This is a genomic window from Cyclobacterium sp. 1_MG-2023 (assembly GCF_030546805.1).
Taxonomy (GTDB): domain Bacteria; phylum Bacteroidota; class Bacteroidia; order Cytophagales; family Cyclobacteriaceae; genus Cyclobacterium.
Genome location: NZ_JAUOPC010000009.1, coordinates 96,561 through 115,573, shown reverse-complemented (window position 1 = coordinate 115,573; position 19,013 = coordinate 96,561). Strand labels below are relative to the sequence as shown.

The window sequence follows — 19,013 nt, the reverse complement described above, 5'->3', positions numbered from 1 at the left end:
GTTGTCATTAATTACTCAATTTCTTTACGTACATTCCCAACTTCTATGGCTGAAATACTGGAAGAATTATTCCCAAAGCTTTTTCTAATATACGTAAGAACACCCGCAATTTGCGCATCACTAAGGAAAGAATGTGCCGGCATTATACCATTGTAGGAAACTCCTTTAACATCTATTTGTCCCTCTAAGCCTTGTAACAATACTTTTATCAATTGCTTTTTATTGCCCCTAACCCATTTGGTTTGAGATAAAGTAGGAAAACGTGTTCCATCTCCTAAACCATTGCTTTGGTGACAGGTTGCACAATATACATTATAGGTTTGTGCACCTATTTCTAACATGCCTTTCTCTAAGTTATCCTCTTCTTCGGAAGGCTTTTTAATATTGGTTCTCGTTTTTTTCCTTTCTTCCAATACGGCCAATGCATCTTCGGTAAAGTCTTCTTTATTCCCGGGATACATTACGCGCCAAATTTTACCTTTCACACTTTCAGTAATATAAAGAGATCCGTCAGGTCCCATAGAAATACCCATCGGTCGGGCTGCAGCATCTCCTGTATTCACAATGGTATCCAACTGGGCAAATCCATCGGCAAACACTTCCCATGGACCGGATGGTTTTCCGCCCTCAAATGGAACAAAGCCGACAAAATAACCTGCCTGAGGATATGGGCCACGAATTGTACTCCCATGAAATGCTACAAATGCACCATCTTTATACCTTTCAGGGAATTGATCTCCTGTATAGAAGAAGAGATCATTAGGGGCATAGTGTCCAGGAAATCCCATTAATGGCATGGCGATTGAATCCACACCTGTAGCCAACTCTTTATCTCCTCCATATTCAGGGTTCAATAGTTTTTTACCACGAATATGGTCATAGTAAAAATAAGGCCAGCCACCATTGGTGCCATCTTCTACTTTGAAAAATTCTTCAGAGGGTAGTACCGCCGACTCCCACCTTGAGTAAAGGTCAGGCCAAGTTCTGTAAAGATTGTCACGGCCGTGTTGCACCACATAGAGACTATTTTCTTTGTCATTCCAATCCATGGCAACCACACTCCTTATTCCGGTAGCATACCGATAACCATCTTTTTGAGTTTGATTCAATTTATTGGCATCGAATCTCCAAATCCCACCATGCCATTCAAGTTGCGGACATGGGAACATACCGGCCATACCCGGACGCCTGTTAAATTCTTGACAAACATCTCCAGGAGAACCAAAAGGAACGTACATGTTTCCTTCATTATCAAAGGCTAAAGGTTTGGCTATGTGCTCAAATCCATGTTCAGCATTTTTATAATCATCTCTCAGGATAAGTTCTGCTTCACCTTCAGGAACCAATTTTTCCGGATCAATTTTCATTCTGAAAACATCCCCGGCAGTACTGAAGTAATAGTACCCATTGTAAATCTCCATACCGGTACCATACCCTCCGTTTTCAGTATAACCACCAAATACTTTGACAATATCTGCTTTTCCATCATTGTCTGTATCTCTTAAGGCCACTATTCCTTGCCCTTCTTCATTGGCAACTCGGAGCTTTACATAAATATCACCATTGTCTCTTACGGTAAGGTGTCTTGCCCTGCCTACGCTATCCGCTACAACTACTGCTTCAAATCCACCTGGAAGCGTTAACCCTCCATTATCTGCGTCTCCTTTTGGTAATTCTACTCCGGATTGACATGCTGCCAAAGTAAAAAGCACTAGCATCATTAGGTAATAACCTAAACGATTTGATTTGTTAAAAGAAATATTTTTCATCTTATATAAACTATTAAAGATTTGTCATTTTAATACTATGTGGGTGATGTGATTACTAAATTAGGAAGGTAAGTTATACTGAAATCATAAAATTCCCTTAAAATCAACACGTAATTCTTAAAAAAATTACTTAAGTGGATAAAGTATTATGGAAATGGTTATTTCTAATATCGACCTGCCAAATTTCATTAAAAAAGAGGTATCAAACTCTTTTTAAATTTAGATCTATTTTTTTCCTATCATCATGCTTTAGAAAGTCTAGTTATACATATTTCTTTTAATTATTTGGATTTACAGCAAAATGAAATGGCATTAAAGCACTGGTTGCTAAGCCTTAAAGTAGGAATTCCCTAATAAATTACCTAGCGTAGTTTGTTTAAATTCAAACCGCCGCTTGCAAATTTTAGCATCAATCTCACGCCAAACACATCGAATGGATGGAGACTGCTCAAATGACAAACAAGAAAATAATTTTTAAAAAGGGTGATATCTTGGGTGAAAATAATGACAAAAGTAGGAAAAAACCCTTCCGCGACAAGGTTAAAAGGTTATTTTTTAACCCTATTCTTGTATTTTTTTGTTAAATATTGATTTTTTGGTTGATAATTGAAGCAAGAACATTTTGGATAACCGGAAATACACCAAACTATGAGATGGTCGACGGTAAAAGAAGGATATATTCCTTAATTTCCTTCAAGTATTCCATCAATTCTACATTCGAGGGCAGCTCAAGTTTTCTCCCTAGGATTTGGTAACCCGAAGCAATGATTTTTGAATCAGGAAACCTTTCCCCCAAAGATTGCAAAAACGGTTCAACCTCTTCGTTGGAAGGGTTGGTAGTAATGGCAGTAACAAGAAATTCCGGTTTATGAACCTTATAAACATTATTCAGGTCTTCATCGGGCGTATTTTGACCTAGGTAAATCACTTTGTGACCATAAGACTTTAATATATAAGAGGTAAACAATAAAGATATTTCATGTAATTCTCCTTCCGGAAGAAACAATAAAAATTTGCTCCCACCTCCATTGTACATTTGCCCGTCAATGGCCACGATTAACTTTTGCCTCACCAAGTTAGATATAAAGTGCTCCTGCCCAGGGTGAATGCTACCCGTCTGCCATAAAATTCCAATTTTTGACAAAAAAGGATAAATAATATTTAACATGGTCTGCTCAAAACCAATTTTGAGGATATTGGTAGCAATAATCTTTTCGAATCGCTCCTCATTGAATTCCACCATAGCCAATACCAATGAGTGAACCTGATCATCATATGCAAAGGAGCGCTCGGTAAGATGAAGAACTTCTGCTTTCATCTCCTCTACAGACATTTTAGCAATTTTACTTATTTTGATACCATTGTCATTAAGCAAGGCCACGTTAAGAATTAACTTTAGGTCATCATCATCATAATACCTGATATTGGTTTCTGTTCTTTTGGGATTAAGTAATTTGTAACGTTGCTCCCATATCCGAACAGTATGTGCCTTGATACCCGACAACTGCTCTAAGTCCTTTATTGAATACTTACTCATCTACCTTTATTTTTAAAGTACTTTCTAGGTACAATGAATAATCCAAATGAAACTGCCCCTTCTTTATCCCTACTTAAATGATGTGCTTGATGAGCACTAAAAATACCCGCGAGATAACCTTTCTTTGGTTTTGAGAATAACTTAAGTCTTCGATGAATCAAGACATCATGCAAGAAAAAATAACTCATACCATAAATGGTGATGCCAAGTCCTAACCAAAACCTATAATCCCACCCATCAATCCCCAAAAAAATGAGCACAATCGCAACACTTGCAAATAGAAGTGAAAAGAGATCATTGCGTTCAAAGAACCCTTTGGTATGGGTATGATGGGTCTTGTGAATTTTCCATAAAATGCCATGCATTAAATACTTATGGATAAACCAACCGGAAAACTCCATGGCCATAAAACCAATAAACGTATAAAACAGAGCGTAAATCATTGTTGTAAAAACTCCTTTTAATCAATTTTGTTTAGCACAAGTCTATTTCTTTTATAAAAGCATTGCCAAAATGGCAAAAAAGAAGAGCAAATTGAAAAAGAGAGTTAGGTGAAGCGGGTTCTCCTTTTCAAAGGAAGCCTTTCTGTAGACTATCTGAATAATAAATGCGACTAAAAACCAGGTGACGTAATTCGACAAAGGTATGCTTTCTTGATGCCACTGCCAGAAATTCAGTTCTACAGCCACAACTTCAAGGTTCAAATCCAATATAACCATTAGTGTCGCAGCTAAAACTGCCGCAATAAGGTCATTTTTTATCATATTTTGAAAAATTCCCCCTGTCAAATAAACCAAAAGGAACCAATTTAGGCCAATTGTAAGCGGAACGCCAAACAGCCTGACTCCCATAACCGAACTGTAGCTGTAGTCTCCAAAAAGCAAACCGGTATTCACCCCTATTATTTCAGTGATCATCCCAAGCAAAAAGGCAAATGAAAAAAAAATGAAAAAGCCCTTGTTAAAATCCCGATGGAAGTAAAGCAGAATACCGGTCACCACCACCAAATGAAAAGGGGTGATCAATTGAAACAATGCCCGGCTCTGCTCCCAATACAGGCCCAATAACCCTACTATGTGTAGAATAGTAATAAAAATTTTTGCTATCAGCGTTTTTTCAGGCCTAAAGCTCATCCAGCTCTTTTTGTTTTTGGGCATAATAAAACAGAAAATTAAATATTGAGGTATTATTTTTGTTTTCAATATACTATAAGTGTTTCTTTACACTTTTGTTCGAAAGAAGGAATACGAATTTAATATAAATTGATTCACACAAGCCATAAAGGTCAATCAAATGGTACTTTATAATATAACAGTAAATATAGATAGTGAAAGGGAGGAAGAGTTTATTGAATGGATGAAACAAGAATACCTCAGCAGAGTAATGCAAACCGGGCTCTTTTACGAAAAACGTTTTTTTAGACTTTTACAAGAAGACAATGGGAACGGGGTAAATTTCTCTGCCCAATTTTTAGCAGAAAACCTTGAGGATCTCGAATTCTTTCAGGCAAGATATGCCGATGTATTAAGTGAAATCATCAAAGAAAAATTTGGAAGCCAATTCGTGTCTTTCCGTTCTGTTTTGGAATCGGTTGATTAAATCTTGGTAGCCTGATTAGCTTCCTAATTTCATTAATAGGTCTCCTTTTCTTTTAATAATCAAAAGACCAAAATGCTCGTTCAACAAGGACTTGCACCTGTTTTCTGCAAACAAAGCACGAGATGGCGTATCGTACAGCAGTGTCATCCTAAGTAAGTTCTTTACATAAGCCGGATCTTGGCCTAGTGTCTGCACCCACTTTTGAAGCGTTTGTTTCCAGTCTTCTTGGTATTTTTCAAAATGACTCTTACCGTCAAATCTCAATTCCAATTGATTGGAGCCAAATTTATACCTATAAATACCTGCCAATTGCCGGTATATAATGGACAAATGTTCGTCTGGAAATGATTTTACGGAAAGAATTTTTAAATAAGTATCATCCTGCAATTCGAGGGGATTGAACAATAGGGTAAAGGCTTTTTTCAGTTCATCCACCATCATCTGCATCATCTCCTTCTCCACGGCCTCTTGGGCTTGCCGTAGGATATAATTTTTATCTAAAGGAAATAGCTTTCTGTTCATAATTAGCCTTTGAACCTGCAAATTAAACAAAAGTAATTTGAAAAATAAGGCAATACGATAATTTACAGCTTGAAATCTTTGTTTTTCATTGAAAAAAAGGGTTCAAACCAAAAACCTTAGCTTTAATTAGAGAAATAGTAGCGCTACTTACCTGGTAGAAGCGCTACTTATGGTCTGACCAAAGAAAACAGCATTTAAAAACAATTTATTGGTTCCATACCAAAAAGCCCTAAAGTTTGGGTTATCTACAAAGCCTATGGTTTTTCCACTTCCTTTTCCCGAAACTTGAACCACTCCTTTGTTTTTTATCATTTCCAGGTTTTTTGGATGGACATAACCACTTGCAAGTGGATCATCAGTATAAACCACAGGGTTAGCGTAAGGATTTCCTGAAAGCTCAAGAAATTGATTCCCTTGCTTAAAAACATGTATGTCTCCTGTCTTATATCCATAACCTATAGGGTGGGTTACATCTAATTTTGCTTTGAAAATAGCTCCTCCGGTAACTTTTGATCCCCTATCATTACTTAAATCAGCATAATCCTTTTGGCGAGTACTGTCAGAATAATCTGCACTGGCAAAATTAAACACTGCAATATCATTCTTTGCTAACCAATTCATGGCAGAACCTCTACTAATAAGAGTGCCTCCCTTTTGAACCCAGGATTTTAGCTTTTCGGCTTCCCTCTCACCAAAACCTCCGTAATTTCCGGTGGGCAATATGATCACATTGTACCTATTAAGGTCAGCTCCTGACATCCTATGTGTAGGCATCAAAGTAATTGGAATCTCCATTCTCTGATCAAAAAGATGCCATATTTCTCCTGCATCAGAACTTCCTACACCATCGTCCACTAGGAGGGCAATCGATGGCTTTTTCAACACACTAATACTTGGGGAACCAAGATTTACTCCGGCTGTAAGCCCCGTAGTCAAAGCATGAATATTTATACCTGTAGTAGCAGCTATTGATTTAAGGTCTTCATAAAATGCCTCGTAACTCCGATCTGAATTTCCTTTTTCAACCAATATGGTTCCTCTACCAAAGCCTTTCTTATCCTTCGTTTGGAATTCCTTATGACTTACCCTTACTTGATAACCAAGATCCATTAGCTTATACAAGGCCTTTGGAGCATAATATTCTTCCCATTCAAAGGCATAACTGTATGCTCCTGCCTTACCAATTACTTCGCCCTTCTTAAAAGATAGTCCCTTACTTACATTTTCTACCTTAGCAAGATTCAAAATCTTACTGCTCAATGACATATAATTTAAATTGAATGACATGGGCAGGTTCCATGTAGACACGTCATAGAATAAACTATCTTGAAAGGTAGTCCTCGTTTCAAACAAAGAATTGATAAGCCTGTATTGGGGTTGGTCCAATGGAACAATGAACGACTTCCCTGATTTGAATGGCACGCCATTTAAGGTAACATCTTCTTCTAAGCTATAAAGCTGTATATCGTGGCGCAATAAAACATCAGCAAAATGAAATGTTCTGCCATAATCCTCTAAAGCACCAAAAATTATCGCCTTGTTGTCATCATTTGTATATTCTTCCTTTGCTTCCTTATAAAAGTCTGACATATAAGTATTCAATTCTACCCTTAGGTCTATGGCAGCATTGAATGAGGAAAGAGCGGTAGTAAATTGGTTTCTGATAGTAAATGGAAAGGATATTTCCCCAAATACATTCTCATGCAGGTGCCCTCTAGAAGATGCCTGTTCAAATAAAATTCCCACAGCCCCCTGGATATCCGGGTAGGTAGAACCTTTACCGAAATAATAATCATCAAAACTTTCCTTGGAATAATATAAGGACCCTATTTTATCCAAATATTTTGCATGGTACCCGGCAATTTTTTCTGTCAATTCAAAGTTCTTAGCTGGTGTAAGCGGATTATTTCGACTAGGTATACCCGGCTGAAAAAAGTAAGTATTGTCAGTACCCATTTCGTGAAAATCAAGAACGATATTAGGTAACCATCCTTGCAATTGGGCAATTCTTCCTTGAGATTCGGGATGTTGCACAGGTAACCAATCCCTATTTAAGTCAAACCAGTAATGATTTGTTCTCCCTCGAGGCCATGTCTCATTAAGTTCCCGATTGTTTCGGTCCCCATTGGGATAATAACTTTTATGACTGTTGACCCAGGAAGCAAAACGGTTAATTCCATCCGGATTTATGGCCGGGTCTATTAACAATATAATATTGTCCAGATCTTCTTCAATTTCTTTGGCAGCAGTAAAATGATAGGCTGAAAGTAATGATGCATTTACCCCCGACGATTCGTTTCCATGAACCGAATGCCCCATATACATTACTACGGGCATTCCTTGAAGATCAGATTTAAAATCAGGATACCTTAACCCCCCACGTTGTTCTTTCAACTTATCCAGTTGCTTGATGTTTTTAGGAGAAGAAACAGCCAACATCAGCAAAGGTCTTTTTTCGTAAGTACTGCCATAATTGATCAAGGTTGCCCTAGAAGATTGTTCGGCTACCATTCTGTAATAGCTTACCACTTGGGTATGATTGGCATGCCACTCTCCCACTTCAAAACCTAAAATGGATGAAGGTTTGGCAATATTCTCATCATAAGTATAGTCATCCGGAAGGTAGTAATCAAGATTAATATCCTGAGCTCCAACTACAAAAAATAGAAATAATAATACACTGCTAAATAGTCCTCTTTTCATTTTTCAGTAAGGTTTAATACGCAAGAATAAAGACCAGTCTTTTCGGGAATGAAATTATGAGGTTTTTTATTAATAATACGACCAGTCGTCAAATCTTAGGAGAATATTTTTTTCAAAGCTAGGTTAAGGTCTCCGTATTGAAATTTGAAGCCTGTACCTTCAATTTTTTCATTACTTACCCGATTACCTCCCAAAATCATATTGGCCATCTCTCCTAGTCCTAGCTTAAGGGCAAATGAAGGAACTCCTATATTAATAAAAGGTTTCCCCTTATACTCAGCAGCTCTCTTGGTGAGGATTTTATTCGTGACAGGCACAGGGCCTACAGCATTATATATTCCGGACAATCCATGATTTTCAAGGGCAAAAGCAAACATGGCGGACAAATCTTCGATAAAAATCCAACTCAAATACTGTTGGCCAGAACCCAGTGGGGCTGCAACCGGTGGCTTAAGCATTTCTTTCAGTGCCCCACCTTCTTTGGCAAGCACTATACCGATTCGAAAAATCACTGTACGAATCTCCAAATCCTGAAATTTTTCTGTCGCATGCTCCCATTCCTTCACAACATCCGCCAAAAAATCATTTCCCGCAGGATCTCCTTCAAAAACCAATTTTTCCCCGGTATCAAACCCATAAAAGCCAACAGCACTGGAACAAACCATAGCTTTGGGTTTATTTTGGGATTTTTTTAATGCTTCATAAAGCAAATTACTGCTCTCAAGCCTACTATTCAAAATCACTTTTTTGCGTTGATCAGTCCACTTCTTCTCCGCCACACCGGCTCCTGCCAGATGGATTATAGCATCTGCCCAGTCTATTGCTTTCTCATCCAATTCACCCTTTTTAGGATTCCAATAGAAGGCTTTTTGTGCGTATTTTTTTGGACTTCTGCTTAACCAAGCCACTTTTTTCCCTTCGGCCTCAAGTGTTTTTGTTATGGAAGTACCCACAAGTCCCGATCCTCCGGTGATTAGTATATTTTGCATAATTAATTGCTACCCTAAAATCTAAATAAACGAAAATTAAACTCCACAAAAATTATTCCACCATGCGAACAATAGCAAAAAATGCTGTCAAAAGATTTGGGGGAGCTTTCAAGTGTACAAATAAGCAATAATACAGGTAAACCTAACTCGCTAAATTTTCAGTTAATTAATAGGATGAGTGAACCACAAGAAGTAGATAAAATCCATTAAAAGCTCGCCTATCCTTGTGTGCAAACCGGGAGCAAGTACAATAAAACTTTTATCAAATGTTTACCTATATTTGTGGGCAATTAGACAGGGTATATTATAAAGAGCCAATTTGCAGTATTTCAAGTAATGAGCTCAACTCATTTACAAAGGTTCCGGGAAATGTTTCCTGCTGAACAAAAAATGTATTCATTCCGGTTTATCGTTTCCCAGAATCTAAATTGTTCACTACATGTCAAATAGGAACCGAAACCTCCTTTTGTTTAACAAATTTATTTTTAAAGAATTAATCCCCAATGTGGTTTACACTGCTAAATGGCTGGTTTTGGCGCTGATCATTGGGAGCTTGGTAGGATCTGCTTCTGCATTGTTTTTAACTTCCCTTTACTGGGTCACCCAATACAGGGAATCCAACCTTTGGATCATTCTATTTTTGCCAATAGGAGGTTTTATCATTGGCTGGATATACCATCGTTTCGGCACTTCTGTAGTCAAGGGAAACAATCAACTTCTAGAAGAATTTTATAATCCCTTGAAGATAATTCCGTTGAAAATGGCTCCTTTGGTGCTTTTGGGGACCTTGCTAACGCATCTTTTTGGTGGTTCAGCAGGAAGAGAGGGCACTGCCATACAAATGGGAGGAGCGATAGCAGATCAATTTACGAAGTGGTTTAACCTTAAAACGGATGATCGTAAGATGGTCATAACAGTGGGAGTGGCAGCAGGATTTGCTTCAGTATTTGGAACACCGCTTGCCGGTGCAGTATTTGCATTGGAATGGCTAATTATTGGTAGGCTGAGATACGAATCTATTCTTCCGGCCTTTCTTGCTGCAATCATCGCCAATTATGCTTGCGAAGGTATATGGCTGGTTCACCATACTGAATACTTAATTCCGACAGTGCCGGTCTTTGGTCTCATCAATGTGTTTTGGGTGATTCCCGCAGGAATATGCTTTGGGCTGGCGGCCAGGCTTTTTTCAAAATCCACTCATTTTTGGTCAAATTATTTTAGTAAAAAAATTAAATACCCTCCTTTTAGACCGGTGGTAGGTGGTGTGATTATAGCTGCCTCCGTCTTTATAATAGGGGATACCAAATACATTGGTTTGGGAATCCCTACCATCGTAGATTCCTTTTCTCAAGACCTTCCTTGGTATGATTTCTTGGTAAAAATAGCCAAAACTTCTTTGACTTTAGGTTCAGGGTTTAAAGGTGGGGAGGTCACGCCCTTGTTCTATACCGGTGCCACCTTGGGCAATGCCTTGTCATCCATTATTCCATTGCCTGTTGCATTATTGGCAGGCATGGGTTTTGTGAGTGTTTTTTCCGGAGCAACAAACACTCCATTGGCCTGCACTATAATGGGAATTGAACTTTTTGGAGCTGAACCAGGTGTGTACATTGGCCTGGCATGTGTCTTGGCTTACTTGTTCAGTGGTCACTCCGGCATCTACAATTCACAGCTTATAGGCTCACCTAAAAACCAACAATTTTTAAGGCGAAAAGGCAAAAAGATTGGTGAACTCTAATTAAGCAAAAACCAAACTTAAAGTAAAATTTGACCTTGTATTTTGGCTGTTTAACAAATTTTAATGAAAAGATTTGTTGAAATGCACAACAAAACAAAAGGTATCTCCGTATTGATTCTGGATTGAACTTAATGCTATGAACAATATTACTGCAATGCGCAAGGCCATAGGAATTTTCCAATCTTACGGAATTCCTTTAACTGGAAAGAAAAAAGCTGCCAACTTTTACTACGATTTGAGGATGGACAAAATTTTTGTCTCAGGATTGATCTTCGAATTAGAATACGAGTTGAAGAAAGAACTGGAAGATGACAAAATTGCCCGTATTCAAACCCCATCAGAATTGATTGACACCCTTTTGAAAGCCTCATAAGCACTGCTTGCAAAAGGTTTTTTCCCATCTATGTAAATTCCAGCTCAATTTTATTGCTGATTTTTTTTACATGGAATCAGTTTATTTTTTTTATGATGAGCATTCTTTGTTTTTCTATGAATGAAAAGCCCCTATCCTAATTTATCAGGACAGTAGAAAAACCGATTTTTAGCCATAAATTTTACCCTCGAAAACTTCGCCCGTATTAGTTAGACCCTATTTCCAAAGCAAATTATAAGTTTTAGGAAGCCCGTTTCCACGGCATTTCACTGCGATTCAAAATTAATTATCAACCATTGCTACCAATCAAATAAAAAATTAGGCAAAACTTGAATTAAATCTCAATTTTCTTTTACTTATGTATTCATTCTGAAAGTATTATCAAACCCAAATCATGAAACAAAGAAGAGAATTTATCAAGAAATCTATTTTTGGAGCAAGTGGATTAACCATTGGAGCAATGAGCTTTAATGCAAAATCTTATGGCTCCATAATTGGTGCCAACGATCGTTTTAGGATGGCTGTATGCGGAGTCAATGGCAGAGGTAAATCCCATATTGGAAATTTCTCGAAATTAGAGAACGTTGAAATTGCCTATTTAGTAGATCCTGACAAAAATGTACTCAATGAACGTGTACAATCTCTTCGAAGTGGAGATACCAAAAGCAACCGAGTAAAGGGTGAAGTAGATGTACGCCGAGTTCTTGAAATGAAAGACATCGATGCCATCAGTGTGGCAACCCCTAATAGCTGGCACTCCTTAATGGTGGTGTGGGCCGCACAAAATGGAAAACATTGCTATGTAGAAAAACCCGCTAGTCACGATGTCCACGAAGGGCGTATCGCTTTGGCTGCCGCTGAAAAATATGGCATAGTAGTTCAACATGGTGCTCAAAGACGTAGTAGTGACGAATGGCGCGATCAGGTAAGTGATATCAAATCAGGAAAATACGGTAAAATGGTGGTTTCCCATGGTTTTGCCTGTAAACCAAGGGAAGGTATAGGCTACAAACCCAATACTGCCCCACCAAGCAATTTGGATTGGAATTTATGGAAAGGTCCTGCAGTAATTGATCAGTACAATGAAAACCTGGTTCATTACAACTGGCACTGGAATTGGCAGGTTGGAAATGGTGAGTTAAACAACCAGGGGACTCATCAACTGGACGTGGCCTATTGGGCCCTAGACGATGAAGTGGCCAATACGCACCCTGTAAGGGTAATGGCTATGGGTGGCAGATTCAATTGGGATGACCAAGGGGAAACGCCAAATACAATGTTTGCTATAGCAGAATTTGCCAATGGCCAACAAGTGTTTTTCAACGTTAGGAATGCAAACCATGAAGGATATGTGAAAGAAGTAACCAATCGCTTCTATTTTGAAGATGGTGGCAAACTTATAGATGGAGAATATAAGTCACACAATGGAAGCCAAGCACGAAATGTCGACGTGAAAAAAGTTCCTATGACACCTGGAGGTGCATTTGGAAGTTTTATCAATGCCTGTCGTGCCAATGATCCAATGATGGCCAATGGCAATATGTATGATGCACATTACAGCTGTACTTTAGGCCACCTGATGAATATTTCTTACAGAATGGGAGAGAAAGTCCCTTTCAATGCAAAAGCAGGTAGATTTGGAGACAATAAATTGGCTTTTGAAGAATTTATGAAGATTCACGAAATCGCAAGAGATGGCATGGGAGTGCCTGTGGATCAAGCAGATTATATCGTAGGTCCATGGCTGGAATTTGATGGAGATTCAGAATTCTTTGTTGGAGACAGATCGGTAGAAGCCAATAGATTACTCTTCGATCCTAGGAGGGCTGAGTTTGACCTTCCTTCACCGGACAAAGTATAAGTAAAAAGCAAAAGAGATTTTCTAATAGAAAATTAACAATAAACCCCAAGGGCTGTTTCCATTTTGGAAGCAGCCTTTTTTATTGGCATTTATCAATAAATAGGGTCTTTAGGCAATGAAAGAAAGCAATGAGGGTGCCTTTTCATCCCTATTTTAGGGTAATAGTCGACAGCTTTGGGCGCTGAAAGCAAAATCAAATTGGACTGAGGAAATGCTTCCTTGGTTAACTTTATCAACTTTTTCCCTATGCCTTGCTTTTGAAAATCAACATGTACAGCCAAGTCTGACAGATAAGTACAATAACTTTGATCAGAGATCGATCTGGCAATTCCGATTAATTCTCCCTCCTTTCTAGCCGTGAGAATCAGGTCAGCATGCAAAAGCATCTTTCCCAGACGCTTTAGATCGTCTACCGGCCTCCGCTCCCCCAAGGTAGAAGAGATTAACAACTTTTGAAAGTCAGCTGCTTTTAATTCAGGCTCAGCCTGATATACAATAGAAGACGACATTTGGATTGGGTTGGTGTACCATTTGTTTCATGCCTAAAAATATTTTATTTTCAGTTTCCGGATAAAAAACAATATCTTGTAATTAAAGAATTTGATCGGAATTTTGCAATTTTATTTAATCCCTATAATTCAATTAAGGATTCAAGAACAACAGCACATAAACAATCGACCATTGCCTATTCAAAACTTTAAACCTAATTAAATCATGACAAGCAGAAGAAACTTTTTGCAAAAACTGACACTCTCGGCAGTTTCCCTCCCTCTTATTCCAAACTTCACGCAAAACACACAAGCAAGCATGAATCACGATACCAAAAAAGCAAGCACCTTAAGGGTTGCAATAATGGGCTTGGGCAGTTATGCTACCCGTGTGGCCAAGGCCATGTTGGATTCCAAAAATGCCAAATTGGTAGGTTTGATCAGTGGCACACCTTCCAAAATTAAGGATTGGCAGGCCACTTACGATATACCGGACAAAAACTGTTACAATTACGAAAATTTCGATGCCATCAAGGACAATCCTGACATTGATGCTGTTTATATCATCACACCAAATGCCCTTCACCACCCACAGACCTTACGGGTCGCTGCTGCAGGTAAGCATGTGATTTGTGAGAAACCAATGGCCATCAATGCCAAAGAAGGCAGAGAAATGGTAGAAGCTTGCGACAAAGCCGGTGTTAAACTCTTGGTAGGTTACCGCATGCACTTCGAACCCAATACATTGGAAATTATTCGCTTACGTGAAAATGGAGCATTTGGCGATATTAAATTCTTTCAGGGCTTGAGTGGGTTCAGAATTGGTGACCCGACCCAATGGCGGCTTAATAAGGAATTGGCAGGTGGTGGTGCCATGATGGACATCGGTATCTATTCTATCAATGGCGCCCGCTATATGGTGGGAGAGGAACCGGAATGGGTAACCGCCCAAGAAACCAAAACAGATCCGGTAAAATTTAAGGAAGGGGTTGACGAAACCATTACTTTCCAGTTTGGATTTCCAAGTGGGGTGATCTCCTCTTGCTTGTCTACCTACAGTACCAGCCATTTGGATAAGTTTTTCCTAAATGGGACTAAAGGTTTTGCAGAAATGCAGCCCTCCACAGGTTACGGTCCTATTAAAGCCTGGACGAATAAGGGCCCATTAAATTTTCCACATGTAACGCACCAAACCGTCCAAATGGATAAAATGGCAGGGATCATTTTAGATGGTGAAACCGCTAAGGTTCCTGTAGATGGTGAGGAAGCGCTTAAGGATCTAATCATAATTGACGCTATTTATAAAGCCGTTAAAACGGGTAAAAAAGTGAAGCTTGATTTGACCTAAAGGAACATCTAAATATAAAGCCAATAGTCATTTAGCTGTAAGTCGAGTTATGTCCCAAAGGAGAAATTCTTTGGGATTTTTTTTGATTAGGGAAATTTATTGCAAAAGGCAATAGATCCCCAAAAACCATCTTAAAAACAAAGCCTAATCCCAAAGGGATGACAGGATTATAGATCCAAAATCCATCTCAAATCAAAATCCAAAGGGGTGACATTAACTTACTTTGTCAAGGTAAAATTATGCCCAAATCTTTCCCTTGACTTTTACCAATGATTTAAAACAGATTTTTTTGATAACCTAAATTGATATGCCACTCCTAAGGAGTTTAAATCCTGCCCTAACCCTATTTTCTATAATCTTAACACCCCTTTGGGGTTTGAAAAATATTATTCCCTTTTTTAAATACCTGAAGACCTACACATTCCACTTCGGTAGGCTCACAATTACCTGATTTTAAATATTGAATAACCAAATTCACCATGTCCTAAACCAAATCCCGAAGGGATGACAGGATTATAGAACCAAAACCCATCTCAAATCAAAATCCAAAGGGGTGAAAGCCATTTTCCAAACCTGACAATATCCAAAAAAATTGGTTAAATTAAGGACTCTCTATCCTCTATTGGAGGATTTTTACTTAACTAACTAAATAACCCTATCAATCAAATTTCTATTTTTCAAAATCCCATATGGTAACAAAAATAAACATCCTAGGTATTTGTGGTAGCGCCAGCCCAAACTCCGCCAACCTTAGCCTATTAAAATACCTCGGGGATTTGGGAAAAGCTATATTTAACATGGAAATCCTCGATAATTTGACGGAACTGCCCCATTTCCAAACTACATTAACGGAAAACAATGTGCCGGAAAAAATCATCTCCTTAAGAGAGAAAATTACCAAAGCAGACGGGGTGATAATTTGTAGCCCGGAATATGTTTTTAGTATACCCAGCGGTTTAAAAAATGTATTGGAATGGTGTGTTTCTACGACCGTTTTTTCAGAAAAGCCTGTTGGTCTGATAACGGCCTCAGCAAGTGGGTTAAAAGGACATGAAGAATTGAAACTAATCATGGAAACCATTCAGGCAACTTGCAAAGAGGAAACATCCCTTTTGATCCAAGGCATCAAGGGAAAGGTAAATTCTGCAGGGGAAATAACAGATCAACCTACAAAAAATCAATTGGCCTTCTTCCTTGGAGCTTTTATCCATTCAATTGAAGGAAAAAGGAACATCTTTTAATTCGATTGCAAGGTCATTAAAAACGAATCGGTATTTGGTAAAACCAGTGGCTCCAATCCTACCCAATCACGCAAAGCATTTCTGGTGATAATGGCCTGGGAACATCCATCTGTTGTACCATATTCATCCTTTAATGAATTTGCGAAACCTCCATCATTACGTGAGAATCGCAGGACATTGTCAATCGAAATTTTAATGATATCATTTTTCTCTTCCTCGCTAATGGCAACATAGGGTTTTATAACGGCCAGTAAATTAAGTGGATTCCTAACCCAAGTGGAATTGCGACATTCCTCTTCACGAATGCATTTTAAGGTGCTTTTGAGAATGCGCTTGGCATTTGGCATTTGCCTATCATATACACCATAGAGCGTACTGACTTTAAAGGCACCTGAAAGTTGAACATACAATGAACCTCCTCCCCAAAAACCATTTTTGTTTTGGTTTTCAGCAAGAAAATCAAACATTTCCTCCACTATTTGTTCTTGTAAGGAATCTTCAAGAGAGGCGATTACATTGCCTTGGGCAGACAAAGTTCCTCCTGCCTTCCAAGGGTTTTCTTCCCAGCCCAAAGTGTCCATCCAATGATTAAAGTTTTCGACAGATTTCAAATGAATTAGGCCATCCTCTTCATCATCCTTGTTTCCCTTAATTTTTGGATAAGGGTATTTTGTACTGGCACCTAATCGCTTAAATGCGCCCTTCACATAAGCTAGTGCTCTTCCCCTTCTCATGTCTATATTCCGATGTTCGTTTGGGTCGTCATAAAACCCAGTGACAGAATCTTGAAACGAATGAAGAAATCCCACCCATTTTTTCTTAAATGGCTCTGGTACTGTATTTATTAACCCGTTGTCATCAAGCCTGCTAATGACCCTGCACGTAGATTCAATTCTCGGCCCCGTCTTTTTTTCGGGGCTATCATAAAATCCTCCGGTACCAGGATCATATAAATTGGCATAAAAAACGAACAGGTTTTCATAGGATTTGTCAAGCGCTTCAACTTCTAGAAGTAATTCATTGCCCTGCTTATTTTTACAGCTGATTGAGAAACTGGTTAATGTTAATACTGCTATAAGAATATAAATCCTTTGCATAATGGATATAAAATCAATTTATGGTGTAAGTGTTGGAAAATACCTGTATCAGACACCAACATTTTTTAGTCAAATATTCTATTCTTACCCAACATATCATTAATATTTTCGATGTGTTTTTCCTGATTACCTAAATTCCCACCTTTAATAACTGCTTTTTTTAACACTTCAACAACTTCTTTTTTGTTGGTATAAGGAGCGGCTTCATTGTTCTGCTTAATAAGTCTAAGCACTTCGAATAACCTCGGGAATTTTACTAGATATGTCCCTTCAGGAACGAAATTTATTTCTTTGAATTCACAATTCCCAAAGAAAACTATTATTGAGAAAAACGGAATTTTTTCAAACTGTCTTAATTGTCTTCTTAAAATCTCAATGTGACGATTATTTTGTTTTATAGGGTTGTAAAATCTATATTTCTTCTTTCCATAAGTTAGAACTTTAGTCCAATGTGAATGATTTGCATTTCCAAAAATCCACCCTTTATAATCCTTCACTTCAAACACAATAATTCCTTCTGATGTTGCAACTGCAACATCAACCTGAGAAAACTCTCCATTCTTCATTTCAATGCATAAATCATGGAAGATTGTTGGTGCAGGAACACCCCATTTCAGTAATTGCAAAACCAAGTTTCTTTCTGATTGGGTCCCACGGTTAAGTGAAGTAACGGTCTTTAGAAGTTTTCTATCCCTAAATTTTCTTATCAACGAAAAAATCACCTTAAGAAGAACCAGACTAATTAGTATCCAAAAAATGATATCGTAATTTTTTAATAATAGTTCCCAAACTCCCATTGCTAGCTTTTCAATATCTAATCTTTATTCCGCGCATCTTATCGTAAACTCAATACATTCTACTTAGATTGATCCAACCATCATATTACTTAGTTAACGAGTATTGCTGTTTTCTTTTTTCAAGCATTCCATAATTAGGAAGGCCATGGAATTCAATAAGGAAATTTGTCTTTCTATTTTAAGTCTGTTTGTCGTTATTATGGATTGATTATTTATTACGTAAGCTATTTCAAAATACTTAAGTTTATTATTCTCCTTAAGACGTGATTTAAATATATTGCTTGCTTTGAATCGATTATGGACTATAGTGTGTCTAATGTCAGAAGTTAGGTCAAACCAAATGTTTAATTGAATCTTGGATGAATTTTCTTTTTCAATTTTTTCATAACTTTTAGAAATTTTCCTCACAATCCACAGGAGTTTCTTGTTGTTCCTGTCCTTTCTCTGCATTTGTTTTATAAAAGCTCCATTTTTTTCGTTCTGGATGAAAAGTTGCTCGTACTTACCGAGCCTAGAGGACAGAGAAGGGTTGAGTTCGAAAAAAACTTGTAGAATTCGTTTTAAATACCCTTCAAACACCTCGTATACCTGACTCAAAGCGAACATAGATTCTCTACTTTCAATCCTTTCAAAAGTCTCTTGAAGGTTATGAGTGTTTACTTCTGTTCTGAATTCTGAAAGTTTAAGATTATTTCCTCGTATTCTGAGATCACGATAAGAGGATGTTCCTTCAATCAATCTAGTCCAAGATTTGAAAGAATGTTTCTCGTTAAACTCACGTATTGCAGACCTAATCGTTAACAACTCACCTTCAATGTACGTCACCTCCTCAAGGTAGGACCTAAATTCAAATTCTAATGGTTTCATTTTCAAATAATACTTAACATTTATATATACCCATATTTTCCAAGGAATTTGTGTTTTATAAATTATGCTCCCAATTTCTAACAC

General features: G+C 37.9%; 17 protein-coding genes. 6 read left to right on the top strand and 11 right to left on the bottom strand.

Annotated features, from left to right (window positions below):
- Positions 1–11: 11 nt before the first annotated feature.
- The 4 genes from Q4534_RS15310 to Q4534_RS15295 all read right to left on the bottom strand — a co-directional run bounded on the left by Q4534_RS15310 (position 12) and on the right by Q4534_RS15295 (position 4,463).
- Positions 12–1,769: a c-type cytochrome gene (locus Q4534_RS15310; RefSeq protein WP_303614023.1), complete on the bottom strand. Its 1,758-nt coding sequence runs from the start codon at positions 1,767–1,769 to the stop codon at positions 12–14.
- A 646-nt stretch (positions 1,770–2,415) separates the two neighbouring features.
- Complete coding sequence (locus Q4534_RS15305) at positions 2,416–3,306, bottom strand: MerR family transcriptional regulator (RefSeq protein WP_303614022.1); 891 nt, start codon at positions 3,304–3,306, stop codon at positions 2,416–2,418.
- Entirely contained in the window at positions 3,303–3,749 is a 447-nt protein-coding gene (locus Q4534_RS15300; protein WP_303614021.1) for a sterol desaturase family protein, read from the bottom strand. Before Q4534_RS15300 ends, Q4534_RS15305 begins: the two co-directional genes overlap by 4 nt.
- Positions 3,750–3,800: 51 nt before the next feature.
- Entirely contained in the window at positions 3,801–4,463 is a 663-nt protein-coding gene (locus Q4534_RS15295; RefSeq protein WP_303614020.1) for a carotenoid biosynthesis protein, read from the bottom strand.
- Positions 4,464–4,599: 136 nt separating this feature from the next.
- On the opposite strand from Q4534_RS15295, the gene Q4534_RS15290 reads away from it, so the two are divergent.
- Positions 4,600–4,905, top strand: coding sequence for a DUF4286 family protein (locus tag Q4534_RS15290; RefSeq protein ID WP_303614019.1), 306 nt, complete (start codon positions 4,600–4,602; stop codon positions 4,903–4,905).
- Between the two features lie 15 nt (positions 4,906–4,920).
- Here Q4534_RS15290 and Q4534_RS15285 read toward each other — a convergent pair whose 3' ends face one another.
- The 3 genes from Q4534_RS15285 to Q4534_RS15275 form a co-directional block, all read right to left on the bottom strand.
- The gene (locus tag Q4534_RS15285; protein ID WP_303614018.1) at positions 4,921–5,427 is read right to left on the bottom strand and encodes a hypothetical protein; all 507 of its coding nucleotides are present in this window, start codon (positions 5,425–5,427) and stop codon (positions 4,921–4,923) included.
- A 147-nt stretch (positions 5,428–5,574) separates the two neighbouring features.
- Entirely contained in the window at positions 5,575–8,130 is a 2,556-nt protein-coding gene (locus tag Q4534_RS15280) for a M14 family metallopeptidase (protein ID WP_303614017.1), read from the bottom strand.
- 95 nt (positions 8,131–8,225) lie between these two features.
- Positions 8,226–9,119 (bottom strand): TIGR01777 family oxidoreductase, encoded by an 894-nt coding sequence (locus Q4534_RS15275; protein ID WP_303614016.1) that lies wholly within the window; start codon positions 9,117–9,119, stop codon positions 8,226–8,228.
- Between the two features lie 439 nt (positions 9,120–9,558).
- Here Q4534_RS15275 and Q4534_RS15270 point away from each other — a divergent pair, with 439 nt between their 5' ends.
- The 3 genes from Q4534_RS15270 (at position 9,559) to Q4534_RS15260 (ending at position 13,091) form a co-directional block, all read left to right on the top strand.
- Complete coding sequence (locus tag Q4534_RS15270; RefSeq protein ID WP_303614015.1) at positions 9,559–10,857, top strand: voltage-gated chloride channel family protein; 1,299 nt, start codon at positions 9,559–9,561, stop codon at positions 10,855–10,857.
- Between the two features lie 136 nt (positions 10,858–10,993).
- Complete coding sequence (locus Q4534_RS15265; protein WP_014020075.1) at positions 10,994–11,230, top strand: hypothetical protein; 237 nt, start codon at positions 10,994–10,996, stop codon at positions 11,228–11,230.
- A gap of 394 nt (positions 11,231–11,624) precedes the next feature.
- Positions 11,625–13,091, top strand: a complete 1,467-nt coding sequence (locus Q4534_RS15260) for a Gfo/Idh/MocA family protein (protein WP_303614014.1) — start codon at positions 11,625–11,627, stop codon at positions 13,089–13,091.
- A 92-nt stretch (positions 13,092–13,183) separates the two neighbouring features.
- On the opposite strand, the gene Q4534_RS15255 is transcribed toward Q4534_RS15260, so the two are convergent.
- Positions 13,184–13,600, bottom strand: coding sequence for a GNAT family N-acetyltransferase (locus Q4534_RS15255; protein WP_303614013.1), 417 nt, complete (start codon positions 13,598–13,600; stop codon positions 13,184–13,186).
- Positions 13,601–13,805: 205 nt separating this feature from the next.
- Here Q4534_RS15255 and Q4534_RS15250 point away from each other — a divergent pair, with 205 nt between their 5' ends.
- Together Q4534_RS15250 and Q4534_RS15245 are read left to right on the top strand one after the other, a co-directional pair.
- Complete coding sequence (locus Q4534_RS15250) at positions 13,806–14,927, top strand: Gfo/Idh/MocA family protein (protein ID WP_303614012.1); 1,122 nt, start codon at positions 13,806–13,808, stop codon at positions 14,925–14,927.
- A 689-nt stretch (positions 14,928–15,616) separates the two neighbouring features.
- Positions 15,617–16,168, top strand: coding sequence for an NADPH-dependent FMN reductase (locus Q4534_RS15245; protein WP_303614011.1), 552 nt, complete (start codon positions 15,617–15,619; stop codon positions 16,166–16,168).
- Here Q4534_RS15245 and Q4534_RS15240 read toward each other — a convergent pair.
- The 3 genes from Q4534_RS15240 to Q4534_RS15230 form a co-directional block, all read right to left on the bottom strand.
- Complete coding sequence (locus tag Q4534_RS15240) at positions 16,165–17,265, bottom strand: hypothetical protein (RefSeq protein ID WP_303614010.1); 1,101 nt, start codon at positions 17,263–17,265, stop codon at positions 16,165–16,167. The two genes, Q4534_RS15245 and Q4534_RS15240, sit on opposite strands and share 4 nt — an antisense overlap.
- Before the next feature lie 65 nt (positions 17,266–17,330).
- Complete coding sequence (locus tag Q4534_RS15235; RefSeq protein ID WP_303614009.1) at positions 17,331–18,062, bottom strand: nuclease-related domain-containing protein; 732 nt, start codon at positions 18,060–18,062, stop codon at positions 17,331–17,333.
- Between the two features lie 93 nt (positions 18,063–18,155).
- Positions 18,156–18,929: a hypothetical protein gene (locus Q4534_RS15230; protein WP_303614008.1), complete on the bottom strand. Its 774-nt coding sequence runs from the start codon at positions 18,927–18,929 to the stop codon at positions 18,156–18,158.
- Positions 18,930–19,013 lie beyond the last annotated feature (84 nt).